Raw genomic sequence first — 17,624 nt, forward strand, 5'->3', positions numbered from 1 at the left:
AAAAATGCTCGCTTTTGCCAATGCCAAGATTAATTTAGGCCTACTGCTTACCGAAAAACGTGCCGATGGTTACCATAACCTTCAAACCGTTTTTTATCCGGTTAAACTGTATGATGTGGTAGAACTGATTGATGCTGATCAAACCAGTTGCATAATTAAAGGGATAGACATACCTGGCAGTGCCGAGGACAATATCTGTTTAAAAGCCTTTAAAGCCTTGCAGGCTGATTTTAAATTGCCCAACCAACAGATCGTATTGCTTAAAAATATTCCGGTTGGGGCAGGTTTAGGTGGGGGTTCTGCCGATGCTGCTTTTTTGATCAAGTTGGTGAATCAGAAGTTTAACCTTGGACTATCTATTGAACAACTACAGAATTATGCTCGTACTTTAGGAGCTGATTGTGCTTTTTTTATTGCCAATAAACCTAGTTATGCCTATGCCAAGGGCGATGAGTTTGAAGACATAGCGCTAGACCTTTCCCCTTATTTTATGGTATTGGTGAAACCAGCTATCCATGTGTCGACTGCAGAAGCATACCAAAATGTAAAAGTGAAGCAACCCTCAACATCGTTAAAAGATTTGATACATTTGCCTTTGAGCCAGTGGAAGGGGAGGATTTTGAATGATTTTGAGGTATCTGTTTTTGCAAAATATCCACAAATTGACGAAATAAAAACAAAGCTTTATGCCTCGGGTGCTACATTTGCACTAATGAGCGGGAGTGGGTCATCCGTTTTTGCCATTTTCGAAAAACCAGTGCTACTACCCGAGTTAGAGAAAGAGCATAAAGTTTTTTATAATGTGTAATTAAAAGGCGTATGGTTGAAAGTCGGAAAGTCTGGAGTCAGAAGTCTAGAGTCTGGAGTAAAGAGTGAAGTAAGCAAATCGTTTGATGGAAGATGTGGGATGGAAAAGGCAAAATGGATTGCTTTACCAATGAACCAATGATACCAATGAACTAATGATGCTAATGAACCAACAACCCTAATGAACTAAAAAAAATGGAAATCAACTTGATCCGCAAAAGCGGGAAATTTAACTTTGAGGCCAGCAACGAAAACGGGATTACGGTTGAGCTAGATGCCAAGCCTGCCATTGGTGGTGAAGGAAAAGGTTTTAGGCCCATGGAAACATTATTGGTGGGTTTAGGTGGCTGTAGTGGTATAGATGTGGTAAATGTGCTAACCAAACAAAAAGAACCTTTGGATGACATCAAGATCAGCATCAAGGCTACTAGAAAAGATGAAGAGATGCCGCCTATATTTGATGTAATTGATATCCACTTTGAGCTATTTGGAGATTTAAGTGCACAAAAAGTAGAAAGGGCCTTACAGATGACCTTTGATAAATATTGTTCTGTGTCTAATATCCTTGGTCGCTCTGCAACAATAAATTTTACTTATGCAATTATAAAGTAGTTATTAGTTTTTAGTTGACAGTTTTTAGTTATGAATGAACAAGTGAACTAATGACACCAATGAACCAAATAAGGAAATAGGCTCGAAAACCAATAAACGAGTGATACTAATGATACCAATGAACTAATGATACCAATGAACTAATAAATATAATATGAAATCCGAAAATTTCGAAACCATCGCCATCCGTACACAAACAGAGAGAAGTAACCATAAAGAACATTCTTCTGCCATCTATTTAACATCGAGCTATAAATTTGACGATGCTGAAGAGATGCGTGCACTTTTTGCAAATGAAAAAGAAGGCAATGTTTACAGTCGCTATTCTAACCCCAATACTTCAGAGTTTATCGAAAAGATGTGTCTTTTAGAAGGTGCAGAAGATGGATTTGCTACCGCTACAGGCATGGCTTCTATCTTTACAACTTTTGGAGCCTTTTTGAAAAGTGGCGACCATATTGTTTCGAGCCGTTCGGTTTTTGGTTCAACACACCAGTTATTAACGAATGTTTTTTCTAAATGGGGGGTAACTTTCGATTATGCTGATCTAGACAAGCCCCAAGATTGGGAAGCGTTGATCCAACCCAATACCAAGATCATTTTTGTAGAAACACCTTCAAATCCGGGTATAGATATCATCGACCTTGAGTTTTTAGCGGGTTTGGCCAAAAAGCACAAGGTGTTATTGGTAGTTGATAACTGTTTTGCTACACCTTACCTACAACAACCTATTAAATTGGGCGCACATATTTCTATCCATTCAGCAACCAAATATATCGATGGACAGGGTCGTGTTTTAGGTGGTATCATTTTGGGTAGTAAAGCCTTGGTCACAGAGGTGATGAATTTTGCACGCCATAGTGGTCCTTCTTTATCACCTTTTAATGCTTGGGTGTTATCTAAAAGCTTAGAAACCCTAGCGGTACGTATGGATAGACATTGCGAAAATGCCTTAAAGGTTGCCCAATATTTAGAAACACATCCAAAGATCAAATTGGTTAAATATCCTTTTCTAGCTTCTCATCCACAATATGAGATTGCCAAAAAACAGATGAAACAAGGTGGAGGTATTGTAACCATTGTTGTACAAGGAGGGGTAGAAGGCGCTCGTAAATTTATGGATGGTTTAAAAATGTTCTCTATCTCGGCAAATTTGGCCGATACGCGTTCAATCGCTACACACCCAGCTACCAGTACACATAGCAAACTAACAGAAGAACAACGTTTAGAGGTGGGCATTGAGCAAGGTTCTGTACGTTTATCAATTGGTTTAGAGCATATCGATGATATTTTAGCAGATATCGAAGGTGCTTTAAACAGCTAAGATTTTAAACTTATAATTAACAATATAGAAGGTCGAGAAAGTAATTCTCGACCTTTTTTATGAAGCTTGTTTTTTTTCAAGGTTTGGATTAACTAATAGGTAAAAACATAAAAGTGCTTCACTTTTTTTACAAGCCAATTCTACACAAAGGCCATATTCAAGCTAGCTTTTTATATCTTAGCCTTTATTTCCTACATCCTCTTTTGCTACCTAAATGAGACTGTTGTTCGTTTTATCTTTATTGCTTTCTCTTTGCTGTTTTAAAAGTAAGGCACAGGATTCTAATGTCAAAGCCTTTATCAAGGCATGGCAAATTTCCGATACCTCGCAAACCCACGAAGCAGAAAAGACCTATAAGAAGATCAAGCTTGATTTCAGTCTTCAAAAGTGCCGTCAGATTATAAAAGAACTTTATGCTTATCTAGAAAAAAATCCGGACGACAGATTGCAAACCCGCATCATCCTATTTGATCTTCTAGGTGATAGGGATATTCCGAAAGCGCAAAAATTAAAGAAGATGAAGGTAGCTATCCAGCTCGCTAGTAAATTGAAAGATGAGCAGTTGTTGGCAGAAGTTTATGCCCTAGCCGGGCAACTGGACTACGAAAACGGTTTTCTTTTATATAACCTGAAAGCACTGGAACTGCAAAAGAAAATTGGCTACCAACATTTTTCTTTTGTGCACAACAGGTTTTTTAATATCAGTATGGCGCTCTATCGAACAGATGATTATAGACAAAGCATTAACTATGGGCTCCAATGTTTAAAGTTTAAAAACGTAGAGGTAGAAAACTGGGACCCTCGGGTGTATATCTTTCAATTGGATATGATCGGTGCTTCTTATAAACTATTGAAACAATATGACAGTGCCCGATATTATTATCAACAGATGATAGATACACTTCAACGTAAACCCGACATTCCGAAGATACAAGAACTATGGTTAGGTATTGCTGGTGGCAATATTGGCCATATGCTAGCATTACAAGGTAAAGAAGACCAGGCCATTCCTTTAATTGAGAAACATTTGCAGGTTGGTATCAAGTCGGAATCATGGAACAATGCGGCTATGGCACAAAATACACTGGCCAAAATCGATTTCAAACATGGTCAATATCAAAATGCATTAAATGGCTTTAAGGCGGCTTATGGTTGGGCAATACAATCTAAAAGATCAAAGAAATGGTTACCGCAAGTAAGGGGATGGCAGATGTTTATCGTTTAACAAACCGTACAGATAGTGCTTTTAGGTACTATTCTTTGTATCATCAACATCAGGATACGCTAACAGCCCAGATCAACCGGGGTAAATTATCAGCCATTAATGCCAAAATTGCATTTGATGATGCCCAAAGCAATCTTGAGAAAGCAAATAATGTAATCAGCAATCAAAAACAGACCCGGAACTTTATCTTAGCTGGTATTGTACTCCTAACCATCATTGCATTGCTTTTTTACAACCGTAAAATGCTCCAACAAAAACACCTTGCCGAAGAAACTGCAAGGAAACAAAGATTGGTCGAGCAAGAAGCTGAAAGAGCCAAAACGCAGATTTCGAGCTTTAGAGCAAATATTATTGAAAAGGACAACCTGATTCAAAGGCTTCAGCAACAGATAAATGTAGAAAATGAGCAGGTAAACAAAAGTTTGTTGAACTATACTTTGATCACAGATACCGAATGGGAAAAATTCAGGTTAGAGTTTTTTATGGCCTATCCTCTTTTTTTACCTGCCTTACAAGAAAAAATACCTGCCATTAATCCTGCAGAAGAGCGTCTGGCTACTTTATTATATCTAAAGCTCAGCACTAATCAGATTGCCAATACCTTGGGCATCAGTAAAGATAGCGTGGGTAGAAGCAAGCGTCGCCTAAAACAACGTCTAAACCTTTCAACCGAGGATTTGCTAGAGGAATATCTGAGTAAATTGGTTTAGTTAGCATTTGGCAGTTTTCAGTTGAGCGTTATGAATGTCAATGACTAATGAACAAGTGAACCAAGTCTAGAGTCTGAAGTCGGGAAGTCCGGAGTTGGGAGTAAAGTAAGCAAATCGCTTGATGGAACATGTGGGATGGAAAAGGGAAAATGGATTGCGTTACTAATCAACCAATGACTATTGAACCTACCATGTCAGTCTGAGCTTGTCGAAGACAATGAACCAATAACATCAATGAACAGTTAACCGATTAAAACAATTGAGCAATTAAACAATAGCACTAACGATACCCATGAGTCAACATGTAAAAAATGGATTGCGATAACACAATCCATTTTTTACATGTTGTGGGCTAACCTAGAATAATTTTAATCCAACAGATAGATTGAACAGGCCTGTTTTGGCATCCAGGCCTTTGTTGATCTTAGTTAGTCCTCTGCTGTACCTTGCATCGATGGTTAGGTTACCAATGTCTACACCCGCATTGATTACACCTCCAGCATTCAGTTTCTTATAGTCAAACCCTGATGGTCCTTCAGCTTTATTAAGGGTGTAATTGATATCAGGGCCAGCCGAAATCCTAAAGTTAAGGGCCTCGGTATTGATGAGTTTATAACCCACCATCAATGGTAAGTTCAATTGATGGAATTTTGGTTTGTAAGTGTTTGATGCATAATTATAGGCACTCTTAAAAGTTACATAGTTGAACTCAGGTTGAAAATAGAGACTTTTACCCACCCTGGCAAATGCACCAAAGTTGTAACCCACCTTTCCTTCCTTATCAGTTACACTTTTTAGACTTGTAGGCATAGTAGCATAATTTAAACCTGCTTTTAAGCCAAAATCTACGGTCTGCGCTTGAATTGTACCTGCTGTTGCCACGATAATAGCAACCATTAAATAAAACTTGTTAGTTTTCATAATTTTCTTTTTGAATGATTGAATTGTTGTTTTTGTAATCTGATAGTATGACAACCACTTGGGTTTTTACCCCTACGTAATCAAAAAAATAAATTTGACCCTGTAGTTTTTCTAATCCTGATTTAGATGATTAAGTCTTAGGTCCAGATCCTTAGGTATCAATTGTTCAAAATGGCAACTGTAAACTGTAAGCTGGACTTGTCCGCTTTTTGTCCGCCCTAAAAGCTTGCTTTTACCTACAGGTGTGCTGAGATTTATATCATGAAACAACCAAAACACTGTAAGTGGATAATCACAATTATTTTCATTGCAGCCCTAGCAATGGCTTTGGTTTGGTGGTATTTCGAACAACACATGTACATTTCTAAATGATACGCTTATGAAAAAATATCTACTTCTTATCCTGCTAAGTTTTATAGCCAACCTTGCTTTGGCCCAAGATGTATGGTTACAAAATCATTTCTCGCCCAATTCTGGCATACAGCTATCCGGTTTAGAAAATGTAAGGGTACTGGTCAATAACAATTCGGGTGTTATTATGTCAGCTAATACCATACAAGTAAATTACACAATAAACGGTGGGGCAACTATTAGCCAAATGCTCAGCAGTAATCTAACAGCTGGTGCAAGTTGGAATTTTACATTCTCTACAAAAGCTGATTCTGTCGGTTTATGGTACTTATGTTATAAAAGTATGGGTGGTAAGAGCGGGAGATGTAAACCATTTGAATGATACGCTAGAATGGACAGTCCAAAATGACTGCATAGTTATGAATCAACCACAAAATATTATTGTTGATCATAATGCCACAGTTCCGGCTGTAAATTATACAAGTAGCGCAAATGGAGTGTCTTACTTTTGGACCAATACTAACCCTGCCATTGGGCTATCATCTAGTGGTATTGGAAATCTTCCCTCATTTACTGCTATAAATAAAAGAGGTGTACCAGTTACATCAACTATAACGGTAACACCCAAATACAACATAACTAATACATTTAGCTATACTGGAAATATGCAGACTTTTGTAGTGCCAGCTGGTGTAACTCGTATTAAAGTAGATGTTAAAGGTTCGCAAGGAGGGAGTGCGATTTATAATCAACCAGGGACTAAACCAGATGATATTGGAGGAAAAGGTGGAAGAGTGACCGCTGAATATCCAGTTACCGCTGGTCAAACGCTTTACATTTTTGTAGGGGGAATTGGTTATAATGGTGGCGGAAACGGTGGTGGTAGTATTGCACAGCCCAATGGTGGAGGGGCGTCAGATATTAGGATGGGTGGAATGACACTCGCCAATAGGATTATTGTTGCTGGTGGTGGTGGCGGTGGTGGAAACAACTGTAGTGCTAATGCAGAACCTGGAGGGGCAGGTGGGGGTCTGATTGGTGAAGTTGGATTTCAATGTGGTAACCAAACGGGTACAGCTGTTGGGCAAGGAGGAACTCAATTGGGAGGAGGGGCAGCTGGAACTTCACCTGCAACTGCAGGTATATTAGGTATTGGTGGCAATGCAGGTGGCTTAGGTACAGCCTCTGGTGGTGGAGGTGGTGGTTATTATGGTGGTGGTGGTGCGGCTTATGGCGGAGGCGGTGGCGGTAGTAGTTACACGGATCCGCTAGCTACCTCCGTACAACATACACAAGGCTTTCAAGATGGACTTGGAGAGGTTATGATCAGTTATTACCAAGAGTGCTCACCTTCAAACAGCAAGACATTTAATATTACTGTGAATCCTACATCTCAGCCAAATGCTAATGGTATTCTATTTGTAAAAAAAGGAAGTGTTGGTACTGGAAATGCTTGGAATAACGCTATTGGAGAGCTTGCAGATGCTTTATTGGTTGCAAAGGATTTAAATGCTATAACTGCAGGTAGTGTAACCCAAATTTGGGTGGCTGGTGGTACTTACAAACCAATGTACAGCCCTGCCGATAACAATTTTGGTAATCCGGCCAATAGTGGTAATGCCTTTTTAATGGTTAAAGATGTAAAAGTATACGGTGGATTTGATCCCGATAATGGTAAAATAAACCTTGCTACCCGTGATCCCCAATCGGTATTGACCATTTTGAGTGGAGATATTGATGGTAATGATGTGCAGAGTGGCGCTGGTGCTACGCTTAGTTTTAGCAACAATAATGAAAATGCACGTCATGTAATAGTTTCTGCTGGCAATGTAGGTACGGCCGAATTGAATGGTTTTACTATTACTGGAGGTAATGGAAATGGAACTACTATAACGGTTAATGGCCTACAGTTATGGGGAACCCATGGTGGCGGGATGAACATTACTTCGTCTAGTCCTACCCTTAGCTATTGCATTTTTGAATACAATCAGGTGCAGACCGGTATGGGAGGGGCGTTATATATTGGTACACCAGCAAATGAAGCTGTATCGGCACCCCTTGTTTCTAAAAGTAGTTTTGTAAATAATAAAAGCGATAATATTGCTGGTGTGGGCTGGAGTGAAGAGGGTGGAGGCGCTTTATATAATTCTGCTTCAAGTCCAATCGTTACCGAATGTGTTTTTACAGGTAATCTGGTAACTGGGAGTAGGCTTGGTGGGGCCATTGCAAACAATGGTTTAACCATGGAGGTCAGTAACACGGTCATCAAAAACAACATTTCTCTAGGAGCGAATGGAGGAGGAAGTGGGTTCGCCAATTCTGGTGCTGGCCAAACTATACTTAAAAATGTAATCCTGAGTGGAAATTATACAGATGGAAAAGGTGGGGCGATATATAATAATCCTGGGGCTATCTTATCATTACAGAATGTATTGATAAGTGGTAACCAAGCTAATGCAGGTGCGGGGATATACAATAACGGCTCATCACCGGTCTTAACCAATGTAACCATTGCTGGGAATCAGGCTAACCTGGGAGGAGGAATTTACAATATCAATAGCTCATTGCCACTACTACAAAACACAGTGGTTTTTGGGAATAGCACAGGTGTCATTAACAATCTGCCTGCAGATATACCAACATATAAAAATAGCTTGGTACAGGGCTTATTCACAACAGGTTTAATCCTATTTAGTGGAACTGCTACAGATTTGTTTGTACAGCCATTAACACCAGCTTTGGCTGTTGGAGGAGATTATAAGCCAAAATCTGGAAGTATTTTGGCCAATGCTGGCGATAATACTTTGTTTACAAATCTAGACGCCAACACCAAAGACCTTGCAGGTAATACACGATTAAAAGGCGCCAATATAGATCTGGGTGCTTACGAACTACAGAGCCAACCACAGGTCATTAGCCCTATAGCCACCATTACTAAGACTTATGGCGATGCGCCTTTTGGGCCTGGAGGTATAAGTAGTTCGGGCTTGGTTGTGGGTTATGCTTCTGCCGACAATAGCGTTGCGGAGGCCTATCAAGATACAGCCGATGGAAACAAATGGAAACTGAAGATTAAAAAAGCTGGTACGGTGCAGGTTACGGCTAGCCAGGCTGGTGGATCAAACAATGGCGATTTCTATGACCCGCACCAAATGTTGTGTTTGATCTGGTGGTCAATAAAAAACAGGTTACGGTTACATTAGCAGGTACAGTTTCTAAAATATATGATGGTAACACCAATGCCACTCTAGGTGTTACGAACCTCATTGTAGATCCCAATGCTATTGTGGGTACAGATCAGCTTGCTGTGTCATCAGGGATTACAGGTATTTTTGATGATAAAAATGTGGGTACAGGTAAAACCGTAAGTGTTGCGATTGCCAATGTGTCCTTAAGCGGACCTGCTGCAGCCAACTATAGTTTGGCCAATGCTGCAACCCTTACTGCAGCAATTGGTGAGATTACTGTAAGAGCAATAACAGTAACTGCCCAAACCGATACTAAGGTTTATGATGGTACTATCACATCATCTGCAATACCACTTATCACATCAGGTACAATTGCGGCTGGCGATCAGCTATCAACTGCCGCCATCCAAAAATTTGATAACAAGGATGCAGGTACAAGTAAAGTACTTACCGCAACTGGATTGATGATTTCAGATGGTAATGGGGGAAATAATTATCAGGTAGCTTATGTCGCTGTTTCTACAGGTGTCATTACTGCAAAACAGATTATGGTAACTGCAATGGGCAAAACGAAGGTCTATGGTGAATCGGATCCTGCATTGACCTATGGCTTCACTCCAGCACTGGTGGGCAGCGACAGTTTTACAGGTTCCCTTTCAAGGGCTCAGGGAGAGGACGTGGGCCATTATCCCATCAACATCGGCAGCCTCTCGCTGAACGGCAACTATACGATAAACTATACGGGGGCCGACCTGACCATTACGCTTAGGACCCTGACCATCACTGCAGATGCGAAGCAGAAGACCTATGGCGATGCCGACCCTCTGCTGACCTATACCAGTAATGGAATGATGGGACTGGATGCCATAACGGGCAGCCTTTCACGCGTGGCAGGCGAGGATATCGGAACTTATGCCATCGGCAGGGGCTCCCTTACCGCAGGTATTAACTATGCAGTGGTGTATGTGCCTGCCAATCTGGCCATTGCCCCACGTATGGTCACCATCACCGCAGATACGAAGCAAAAAACCTATGGCGATACCGACCCGGCGTTGACCTACAGTGCTACGGGCCTGTTGGCGGGCGATGTGGTGAACGGTTCGCTGGCAAGGCAAACGGGCGAGGACGTCGGGACCTATCCGATCAACAGGGGGACCCTCTCGGTAGGCCGCAACTATACGCTCAACTATGTGGGGGCCAATCTTGCCATCAACAAAAAGATGATAACCGTAACGGTGGTGGCCAAGGGCAAGGTGTATGGAGATGCCGACCCGATACTGGCCTATACCTCCAGTCCTGCACTATTGGCGGGCGACAGCTTTACGGGCAGTCTTTCAAGGACGTTAGGAGAGGACGCAGGCAGCTACCAGATCGGCCAAGGGACACTGACGGCAGGTAGCAACTATACGGTCAGCTACCAACCAGCGTCCTTTACCATCGAAAAGGCAGTGCTTCTGGCCACGGCCAACAATGCACAGATTTGCCAAGGGACCGGCCTGCCCGGCTTTACGCTCAGCTATTCGGGATTTAGAAGAGGTGATGGGGAGAACAGCATCCCAATCAGACCAACGGTAGGCACCAATGCCAACAGTGGTTCGCCTGCAGGCAGCTATGCACTTGTGCCTAGTGGGGGCTCGGCCGCCAACTACAGCTTCAGCTATGCCAATGGCACTCTGACCATCAATGCATTGCCACAGCTATCCATCTCTAGCAATAGGGGCAACAACATCAGTAGGGGTGAAACACTGCAGCTCACCGCAAGTGGAGGTACCGGTTATGTCTGGAACGGCCCTGGGGGCATCCTGTCTGGACAGAACAGTGCGGTGCTGACGATAAGGCCGACCGCCAGTGGTACCTACACGGTAAAGGCCACCAATGCCAGCGGCTGCAGTAGCGAACAAAGTTTTGCGATAAGCGTACGCGATGACTTCCAGGCCATCAGTGCCACGAACCTGCTCACACCAAACGGCGATGGCATAAACGATGTCTGGAAGGTGGACAACATCGATGTCTACCCGAACAACGAGGTAACGATATTCGACCGTGCTGGACGTGTGCTGTATCGTAAAAAGGGTTACGACAACAGCTGGAACGGAACGGTGAACGGAGCCGCACTGGCTGAGGGCACCTACTACTATGTGATTGATTTCGGCAGCGGAAAGCTGAAACAGAAAGGCTTTGTTACACTGATAAGGGAGGGGAGGTAGTCTGAAGCCCCGTGTCAGAAGACTGGAGTCTGGAAGTCCGAAGGTTGTAGGGGTCGTCTCACATTTCATATCCCATCGAACAGTTAACCATTTAAATAATTGAACAATTAAATAGTTTTCCGTTACCAGTTAACAAATGATACTAATTAACCAACTGATGTCAGTCTGAGCCTGTCGAAGACCCGTCAATAAACATTTCGACACCTGCCTACCGCAGGCAGGAGCTCAATATGACACTTTTAGTTTAAGTAATGAACCAATGACACCAATGAACTAATAAACTGATGATACCAATGAACAAATGATACCAATAAGAAAATGAAAAGACATACCCATCTGATTGTGCTACTGGTCTGCATATTGGCAGTTCCCAGCGCCTTTGCCCAGCTAAACCCCTTGGCTGCGCAGTACTTCAATAACCCGTACCTTGGCAATCCTGCCCATGCGGGCATCGACGAGGGCTTCGATATCGCAATGGCCTACCGCAAGCTGTGGAGCGGTGTTACCGGTACGCCGGAGGTACAGAACCTGACGGCCACCTATGGCTACAGGCGTACCGGCATAGGGCTGAACGTCAACTTCGACAGGGCAGGGTTGCAGCGGCAGACCAGGGTAGTGGGGAGCTATGCCTACCATCTCCCACTTGGGGCGAATAGGCAGGTGCTGCACTTCGGTGTGTCGCTGGGTGCGATGGACCAGCGGCTGTCCAGCGGCGACATTAACGGTGACCCGAACGACCCCCTGGCACAACAGTACAACCAGCGGGAGACCTATGTTGACGGCGACTTCGGAGTGGCCTATACCACCGAAAGATTGAAGTTGGAAGCCTCGTTGCCCAACCTGAACTCGCTATTGAAGCGTAGCGACATCAGACTGGCCGATTTACCGACCTTTTACGCTGCGGCAAGCTACCATTTGGTACTGATGGACGAGCTTGACGGGGTGGTACTGGAGCCAAAGGTGGCCTACAGGGGCGTAAAGAGCTTCGACAACATCCTCGACGTCGGGGCCAACCTTTCCTTTGCCGACAGGCAGGTGTTGTTGATGGGGATGTACCACAGCAGCAAGAGCGCAAGCTTTGGCGTTGGACTCAATTACAAAAGGAAGTACCTGTTGAGCGGGGCCTACACTACCCAGACCTCGGCATTAAGCAGTTATACCAACGGCAGTTTCGAACTGGGCCTGAAGCTTTACCTGGCAGGAAGTAGGAAGTAGGAAGTGAGTCGGCAAGTCAGGAAGTCTGGAGTTGGAAGTCTTGAGTCCTAAGTAAGTGGTCGACAAGTCAGAAAGTCTGGAAGTTGGGGGTCTTGGGTCCGGGGTCGGAAGTCTGGAATAAAGAGTCAGATAAGCAGTTTTCGGTTACCAATGAATCAATGACACCAATGAACACATGGTACCAATGAACAAATGAACCAATCTATATCAGTCTGAGCCCGTTGAAGACCCATGAATAAAACATTTCGACTAGCTCAATGTGACAGTTCTGGATTATTGCGTTCGCAGTTCAGTTATAATGACCATTGAATTAATGAACCAATGAACGAATGATACCAATGAACAAATGAACAAATGAACCAACGAACTGAAGAGCTTAACTAATATAATCCCTATCCTCGTCGCTTAAGGTAGATTTGTTTTCTGGTGCGTGATAACCTTTTTCAATTTCTGGATCATAGCTGCTTACCGTCTTTTTCGGCCTGCCAACCAAAAAACCGAGGATAAACCCAATAATGATACAAACACCGATCACAACAAGTTTTGATATAGGCACATTGTCTACAATGATAAAATCAAAGTCTACCGCTTCACGATTAACCATTAAAAAGATAGTCAACAAGGCCGTAACAGCAATCACAAAAATGGTTTTGGTTTTCATAAGCTTAAAAACTATAGTTAAAAATGAATTCTAATATAGGGTTTTGATTGTAGGTTTTGTTCACAAAGATAACTCTTGCACCCAAATCAACAACAGGTTGGTAACGCAAAAGGTTTAAACTGCTACGCAATTCGAAACCAAAAGTTTTAGGTTGAGTTAAATTGGTTTCATGGCCAATGTTTTCATAATGGCTAAAAATGCCCCCTCTAATGTTTCGGATATAAGCCAAAGAGCCAATTTCAGCATCTGGAAAAGCAATCGGAAAGCGATAGTTCAACAAGAAAGTATTTCTCAATTCACTTTTAGCCTTGATCTGGTTGTAGCCATACACGGTAGTGATCTCGTTGTTGGTACTAAAGGCTCCACTAGCCTCACGGTAATTAAAGCTGGCCATCAGCGAGTGGTTTTTGGCTATGCCGGGGAAATAAAAATAACTTCCAAAAGCAAAAAGCTGTCCATTCCGATTTTGGTCAAAAGGAAGGTTGAAATAGCTTAAAGTTACAGTTTGTGCAAATTTTGGAGCAATATCCCGCTCTGCAGCTCTTAAACTGTGTCCCAAAACCAGTTGGTAGTTCATCGGAAATTTGATGGTCCTGCTAAATAACGAAGCTTCAGCTGCGTTGAAATTTCTGATGGTATAACTGGTGTTGACTTCTGCAGCCAGACTAAAATTATGATTGTACAAATTAACGCTCAAAGGTAAAGTGGCCTTAAGGTCGATGTAGTTTTCTCGCCAATCGGCCTGTTTGATATCTTCTTTCACTTTATAGAATGATGACCTTGGTCTGTTTTTGTAGGCAACACTAATCACCGGATAAAGACTCTTGAAATTAAAACCTGCATTGTACTCCAGTTTTCTCAAGTCGTTGTTGTAACTAAAACCAGCATAAAGATCAAGGTTGTTTAAGAGGTCGTTAGATTTGATCCTTAAGCCAGGCCTATCATTTTCGTCAATATTTGGACTCAAGCTATGAAAGTCGAATAAATGGGCCATCGGACGATAAGGTTCCGATTCGAAAAGGCTGTCTGGTACTTTTTCAAAAACATCGCCGGTGTTTTCCTGTTGTTCGGCAGCTGCCCCAAAAAACACAAAATGATCAGCTTGTACTTCTTTGGTAACTATAGTTGTCTTGGCAACATCATATCCTGTGAATTGATAATTGTTAAAGAAAATGGATTTTTGGTCTAAAGCCAAACTTGCATTAAAGGCGCCGTATTTTGCGGCCGTTAGCGCGGTTATTTTTTTTGAGATGAGACTTATATCATAAATATTGTTTACGCCGCTTAGGTGGGCGTTAAAAGCGATATGGTCGTTAATGAATACAGGTCTGTCAAGTTGTTGATTGGTTTCGGAAATCAATTGCTGAGTTTTGCCATTTTTATCGAGCAGCCATAATGCTTTTCCTTTCTCGCTTACCGAAACGTAGGCGAGCTGCGATCCATCATGATTTAGGGCTGGACTTTGTAAGATCAGATTTTGAGGATTGGGATAGGTTGTTAGGATGTTCCCATTCTGCAGGTCAATGGCCACTAAATTGCAACGGTTGCTCAGGTCGATCTGTACAGCGATCAATTTTTTACCATCGCCAGAAAGTGTAGGAGAGAAGAGCCTGCTTTTGAAAGTAAGTTGCCTACGTTTTTTGGTGTTGAAATCGTAACTGCAGATCACACTGTAGCTGCGTTGTTTGTAACGTGGGTCAAACCTGATTTCGTCCCAAACCAAAAGATTGTTGGCGTAACTGTACCATGCCTTTTCCTGATAAGCGATTTCAGTCAACCTCTTTTCACTCCCCTCGTTATCGACGATGACAAAAGCAGTCGGCTCGGCCTTACTTTGTTTTAAGGTGAGGATCTGATTGGGCGCAATTTCTGTAGGCAGGTAATAGTTGGTTGCATATTTTGCAGTCTTATTTAAGCTGTTGTAATTTTCGCTTTGGTTCAATCTGTCTTGCGCACGCCAATCTTGTTGTAATTTCTCGATTGTGCTTTTATAATAATCCTTCGAATTGAGGCCGGTGATTTTTTTTAATGTTTGCGAAAAAGGATAAAAACGGAGTGGCCGATTTCGGATATCGCTGATCAAGCTGTCGACTACATTTTTGCCATAAGCCGTTCTGAGGTTTGAGGTCAGTAAATAGCCGAGTTGGTAGTAGCCGGGTGTCTGGTCTTTTGCCGAACCAAAGTAAGCTTTCGAGTAAGAGAATTTGACGTTGTTCAGGAGCGAAGTTCGGAAGGACATGACCCAAGAAGGTTGTCTTCCTCTGCCTGCATTTGTAAGTGAAGTTTCGGTGCTGACGGCATCGCCCTCGATGAACCAAGTTGGCAGGGTAATGCCGATGTAGGCGAAGTAGATTTCTTGAGAAAAAAAGAGTGACTTGTCATTGATGACTTTATCGAATTGTGCCACATGTCTCAGCTCATGGACAGCCAGATTATTGAGCCAATCCTGACTGTCAAATTGCTGTGGTGGAGTGGTGTTGAACTGCGACTTTTTTGGAGCCAATTGAACGAAGCCATTTGCGGGAATTCCACGGTTTTGGAACACGATTGGAATGGTGGTTTTTTGACGGTTTAAACTGGCGCCAACATAGGGGTAGATAAAGCCGAGAGTATTAGCCATTCTTTGTGCGTCTTTTTCCAGCTCGGTAGGGTAGATGATTTTGAAGCCCTTGTTGTTGATCTGTCTCCATTTTACACTAAGTGGGTTTTGCTCGCTATCAAAAATCTGAGCAAAACTGATATGTGATATAAAACTTAAAATAAAACAACATAATATGCTGATTTTCATTTTTATATGTTGTTTGTTTGATATCATTAGAGCTGATTGCTAATATTTTTAGTATTTTGGTTGTTGTGGGGAAGATTTTATTTGATTTTTTAATTTATGCTATTTAGGATAAGTAATTGATTATTAAATTTATATATTTCTAATGTATTTTACTTAAATCTCTTATTTTTTGTTGTAAAATCAAATTTTAAGCGGTTAAAAGAACGATTTCACTTCACAGTTGGAAGTTTTTAAAACTTGCTGTTAAGGTACACTTATTAAGTTGTTTTTTAAGCAAATTTTTTGCTTAATTTTTTAAACATGTATACGGATTTGTTGAAAATCTTATCGCAACCTGAGGTAATGAGCTAAAGAATAAGGTCGAAAATTCAGCTATTTTTTGTGTTTTTTGCGCTCTTTTTTTGGTTAAAAATAGGGCTTGAAATAAGCCAAAAACTGGAGTTGGTTAGGGCTGTTTTAAGGTCTTGAAAATAGCTGGATTTAGGTCTTGAAAACAGCCGTTTCACTGACAAAAATGATGGTCAATTTCTTGTCCCCTACCCTACGATTTTGGAGGTTGTTAGACCTGTGTAAAAGGTGAAATATAGAGTAGAAGTTGTCAGCTCTTATAAGCCAGATTGCAACATGTGAGTAGCCAGAAAAGTGTGATTTTTGGGGTAGAATATTAGCCTTTATTTCTTCTTCTTTTGTAAATGGGGTAAAGGAAAACGGCAGCTAAAATGAGGAGCGATCCGAGGTAAAATCCACCTGTCATCTGCTCTTTTGAACCGAATAAAACGAAGGCCAAAACGATACCATAAACAGGCTCAAGATTGGTAATTAACGCTACCCTAAAAGCAGATAAAGTACGCATTACACCCACGCCAGCAACGTAGGCTAATGCGGTACAAATGGTGCCTAAAACCATCAAATAAAACCAATCACTTAAGCTTAAATTGAACGTTTCTGTAAGTAGACTTTGGTCGAAGAGGCGATAGATGCTGATCCAAAAAAAGGCTCCAGTAAGCTCATAAAAACCAATGATGCTAGGGTTGTTGTCTTGTACAAGTGTAGAGTTGATGGTCGAAAATAAGCTTGCGGCAAGGGCTGCCAATAGACCAAAAATGATACCTGTAGTGTAGTTTGTTTCAAATTTAAAGATGAGGTAAATGCCCAAAATGATCAATAATCCTATAAAAATATCCCCTTTAGAAATGCGCTGTTTCTTGATCAAAGGTTCTAAAATGGCTATAAATAAGGTAACAGAAGAAAGGCAGATCAAGCCTACAGAAACGTTGGCAATTTTGATCGAGTGGAAGAAAAGATCCAATGCATGGCTACGATGCTTCCTGTAAAGAAGAACTGTAAAAACTGTTTCTTACTAACCTTGATACTGGTTTTAGATAGCATGAAATAGGCAAATAAGCTGATGCTGGCAATTAAAACCCTGTACCATACCATTTGTACTGCATTGATCGAAATCAGTGCGCCCAGGATGCCTGTAAAGCCCCAGATAAAAACAGTTAGATGTAGGATGAGCAGGTTTTTGCTATCGTTAGATTTGATGGATTTCATGATGTGGGTATTAAGTATCGAGTATTAAGTATGAAGTATCGAGTATAAAGTATCAAGACCT

Annotated in this window: 14 protein-coding genes; 9 read left to right on the top strand and 5 right to left on the bottom strand. The window is 41.7% G+C overall.

Annotated elements, in window-relative coordinates:
* Positions 1–4 precede the first annotated feature (4 nt).
* From ispE to ACFJIZ_RS00850, 5 genes are all read left to right on the top strand, one after another.
* Entirely contained in the window at positions 5–808 is an 804-nt protein-coding gene (gene ispE / locus ACFJIZ_RS00830; RefSeq protein ID WP_379089774.1) for a 4-(cytidine 5'-diphospho)-2-C-methyl-D-erythritol kinase, read from the top strand.
* A gap of 194 nt (positions 809–1,002) precedes the next feature.
* Positions 1,003–1,419: an OsmC family protein gene (locus ACFJIZ_RS00835; protein ID WP_379089776.1), complete on the top strand. Its 417-nt coding sequence runs from the start codon at positions 1,003–1,005 to the stop codon at positions 1,417–1,419.
* A 154-nt stretch (positions 1,420–1,573) separates the two neighbouring features.
* Positions 1,574–2,743, top strand: coding sequence for a trans-sulfuration enzyme family protein (locus ACFJIZ_RS00840; protein ID WP_379089778.1), 1,170 nt, complete (start codon positions 1,574–1,576; stop codon positions 2,741–2,743).
* Positions 2,744–2,966: 223 nt separating this feature from the next.
* Positions 2,967–3,968, top strand: coding sequence for a hypothetical protein (locus tag ACFJIZ_RS00845; RefSeq protein ID WP_379089780.1), 1,002 nt, complete (start codon positions 2,967–2,969; stop codon positions 3,966–3,968).
* Positions 3,926–4,678: a helix-turn-helix transcriptional regulator gene (locus ACFJIZ_RS00850; protein WP_379089782.1), complete on the top strand. Its 753-nt coding sequence runs from the start codon at positions 3,926–3,928 to the stop codon at positions 4,676–4,678. The genes ACFJIZ_RS00845 and ACFJIZ_RS00850 overlap by 43 nt, the downstream gene beginning before the upstream one ends.
* Before the next feature lie 357 nt (positions 4,679–5,035).
* On the opposite strand, the gene ACFJIZ_RS00855 is transcribed toward ACFJIZ_RS00850, so the two are convergent.
* Complete coding sequence (locus ACFJIZ_RS00855) at positions 5,036–5,599, bottom strand: porin family protein (RefSeq protein WP_379089784.1); 564 nt, start codon at positions 5,597–5,599, stop codon at positions 5,036–5,038.
* 379 nt (positions 5,600–5,978) lie between these two features.
* Between ACFJIZ_RS00855 and ACFJIZ_RS00860 the strand changes: the two genes are divergently transcribed.
* The 4 genes from ACFJIZ_RS00860 to ACFJIZ_RS00875 all read left to right on the top strand — a co-directional run bounded on the left by ACFJIZ_RS00860 (position 5,979) and on the right by ACFJIZ_RS00875 (position 12,560).
* Positions 5,979–6,332: a hypothetical protein gene (locus ACFJIZ_RS00860; RefSeq protein ID WP_379089786.1), complete on the top strand. Its 354-nt coding sequence runs from the start codon at positions 5,979–5,981 to the stop codon at positions 6,330–6,332.
* A 37-nt stretch (positions 6,333–6,369) separates the two neighbouring features.
* A complete protein-coding gene (locus ACFJIZ_RS00865; protein ID WP_379089788.1) occupies positions 6,370–9,153 on the top strand; it encodes a glycine-rich protein in 2,784 nt (927 codons plus the stop codon).
* A complete protein-coding gene (locus tag ACFJIZ_RS00870; RefSeq protein WP_379089790.1) occupies positions 9,108–11,345 on the top strand; it encodes an MBG domain-containing protein in 2,238 nt (745 codons plus the stop codon). Before ACFJIZ_RS00865 ends, ACFJIZ_RS00870 begins: the two co-directional genes overlap by 46 nt.
* A gap of 318 nt (positions 11,346–11,663) precedes the next feature.
* Positions 11,664–12,560, top strand: coding sequence for a type IX secretion system membrane protein PorP/SprF (locus ACFJIZ_RS00875; RefSeq protein ID WP_379089792.1), 897 nt, complete (start codon positions 11,664–11,666; stop codon positions 12,558–12,560).
* A 376-nt stretch (positions 12,561–12,936) separates the two neighbouring features.
* Here ACFJIZ_RS00875 and ACFJIZ_RS00880 read toward each other — a convergent pair whose 3' ends face one another.
* The 4 genes from ACFJIZ_RS00880 to ACFJIZ_RS00895 all read right to left on the bottom strand — a co-directional run bounded on the left by ACFJIZ_RS00880 (position 12,937) and on the right by ACFJIZ_RS00895 (position 17,563).
* On the bottom strand, positions 12,937–13,221 hold the full coding sequence (locus ACFJIZ_RS00880) for a LapA family protein (RefSeq protein WP_379089794.1): 285 nt from the start codon (positions 13,219–13,221) through the stop codon (positions 12,937–12,939).
* A 4-nt stretch (positions 13,222–13,225) separates the two neighbouring features.
* A complete protein-coding gene (locus tag ACFJIZ_RS00885) occupies positions 13,226–16,009 on the bottom strand; it encodes a TolB family protein (RefSeq protein ID WP_379089796.1) in 2,784 nt (927 codons plus the stop codon).
* A gap of 664 nt (positions 16,010–16,673) precedes the next feature.
* Positions 16,674–17,318, bottom strand: coding sequence for a DMT family transporter (locus ACFJIZ_RS00890; protein ID WP_379089799.1), 645 nt, complete (start codon positions 17,316–17,318; stop codon positions 16,674–16,676).
* Complete coding sequence (locus ACFJIZ_RS00895) at positions 17,273–17,563, bottom strand: hypothetical protein (RefSeq protein ID WP_379089801.1); 291 nt, start codon at positions 17,561–17,563, stop codon at positions 17,273–17,275. The genes ACFJIZ_RS00890 and ACFJIZ_RS00895 overlap by 46 nt, the downstream gene beginning before the upstream one ends.
* Positions 17,564–17,624 lie beyond the last annotated feature (61 nt).

The sequence above is a fragment of the Pedobacter sp. UC225_65 genome (assembly GCF_042698365.1).
In the GTDB taxonomy this organism is placed as follows: domain Bacteria; phylum Bacteroidota; class Bacteroidia; order Sphingobacteriales; family Sphingobacteriaceae; genus Pedobacter.

Excerpts from the sequence above, each read along its gene's own strand:
- ispE (WP_379089774.1), top strand. The coding sequence starts at position 5 with ATGCTCGCTTTTGCCAATGCCAAGATTAATTTAGGCCTACTGCTTACC.
- ACFJIZ_RS00835 (WP_379089776.1), top strand. The coding sequence starts at position 1,003 with ATGGAAATCAACTTGATCCGCAAAAGCGGGAAATTTAACTTTGAGGCC.
- ACFJIZ_RS00840 (WP_379089778.1), top strand. The coding sequence starts at position 1,574 with ATGAAATCCGAAAATTTCGAAACCATCGCCATCCGTACACAAACAGAG.
- ACFJIZ_RS00850 (WP_379089782.1), top strand. The coding sequence starts at position 3,926 with ATGGTTACCGCAAGTAAGGGGATGGCAGATGTTTATCGTTTAACAAAC.
- ACFJIZ_RS00855 (WP_379089784.1), bottom strand. The coding sequence starts at position 5,599 with ATGAAAACTAACAAGTTTTATTTAATGGTTGCTATTATCGTGGCAACA.
- ACFJIZ_RS00860 (WP_379089786.1), top strand. The coding sequence starts at position 5,979 with ATGAAAAAATATCTACTTCTTATCCTGCTAAGTTTTATAGCCAACCTT.
- ACFJIZ_RS00865 (WP_379089788.1), top strand. The coding sequence starts at position 6,370 with ATGAATCAACCACAAAATATTATTGTTGATCATAATGCCACAGTTCCG.
- ACFJIZ_RS00875 (WP_379089792.1), top strand. The coding sequence starts at position 11,664 with ATGAAAAGACATACCCATCTGATTGTGCTACTGGTCTGCATATTGGCA.
- ACFJIZ_RS00880 (WP_379089794.1), bottom strand. The coding sequence starts at position 13,221 with ATGAAAACCAAAACCATTTTTGTGATTGCTGTTACGGCCTTGTTGACT.
- ACFJIZ_RS00885 (WP_379089796.1), bottom strand. The coding sequence starts at position 16,009 with ATGAAAATCAGCATATTATGTTGTTTTATTTTAAGTTTTATATCACAT.
- ACFJIZ_RS00895 (WP_379089801.1), bottom strand. The coding sequence starts at position 17,563 with ATGAAATCCATCAAATCTAACGATAGCAAAAACCTGCTCATCCTACAT.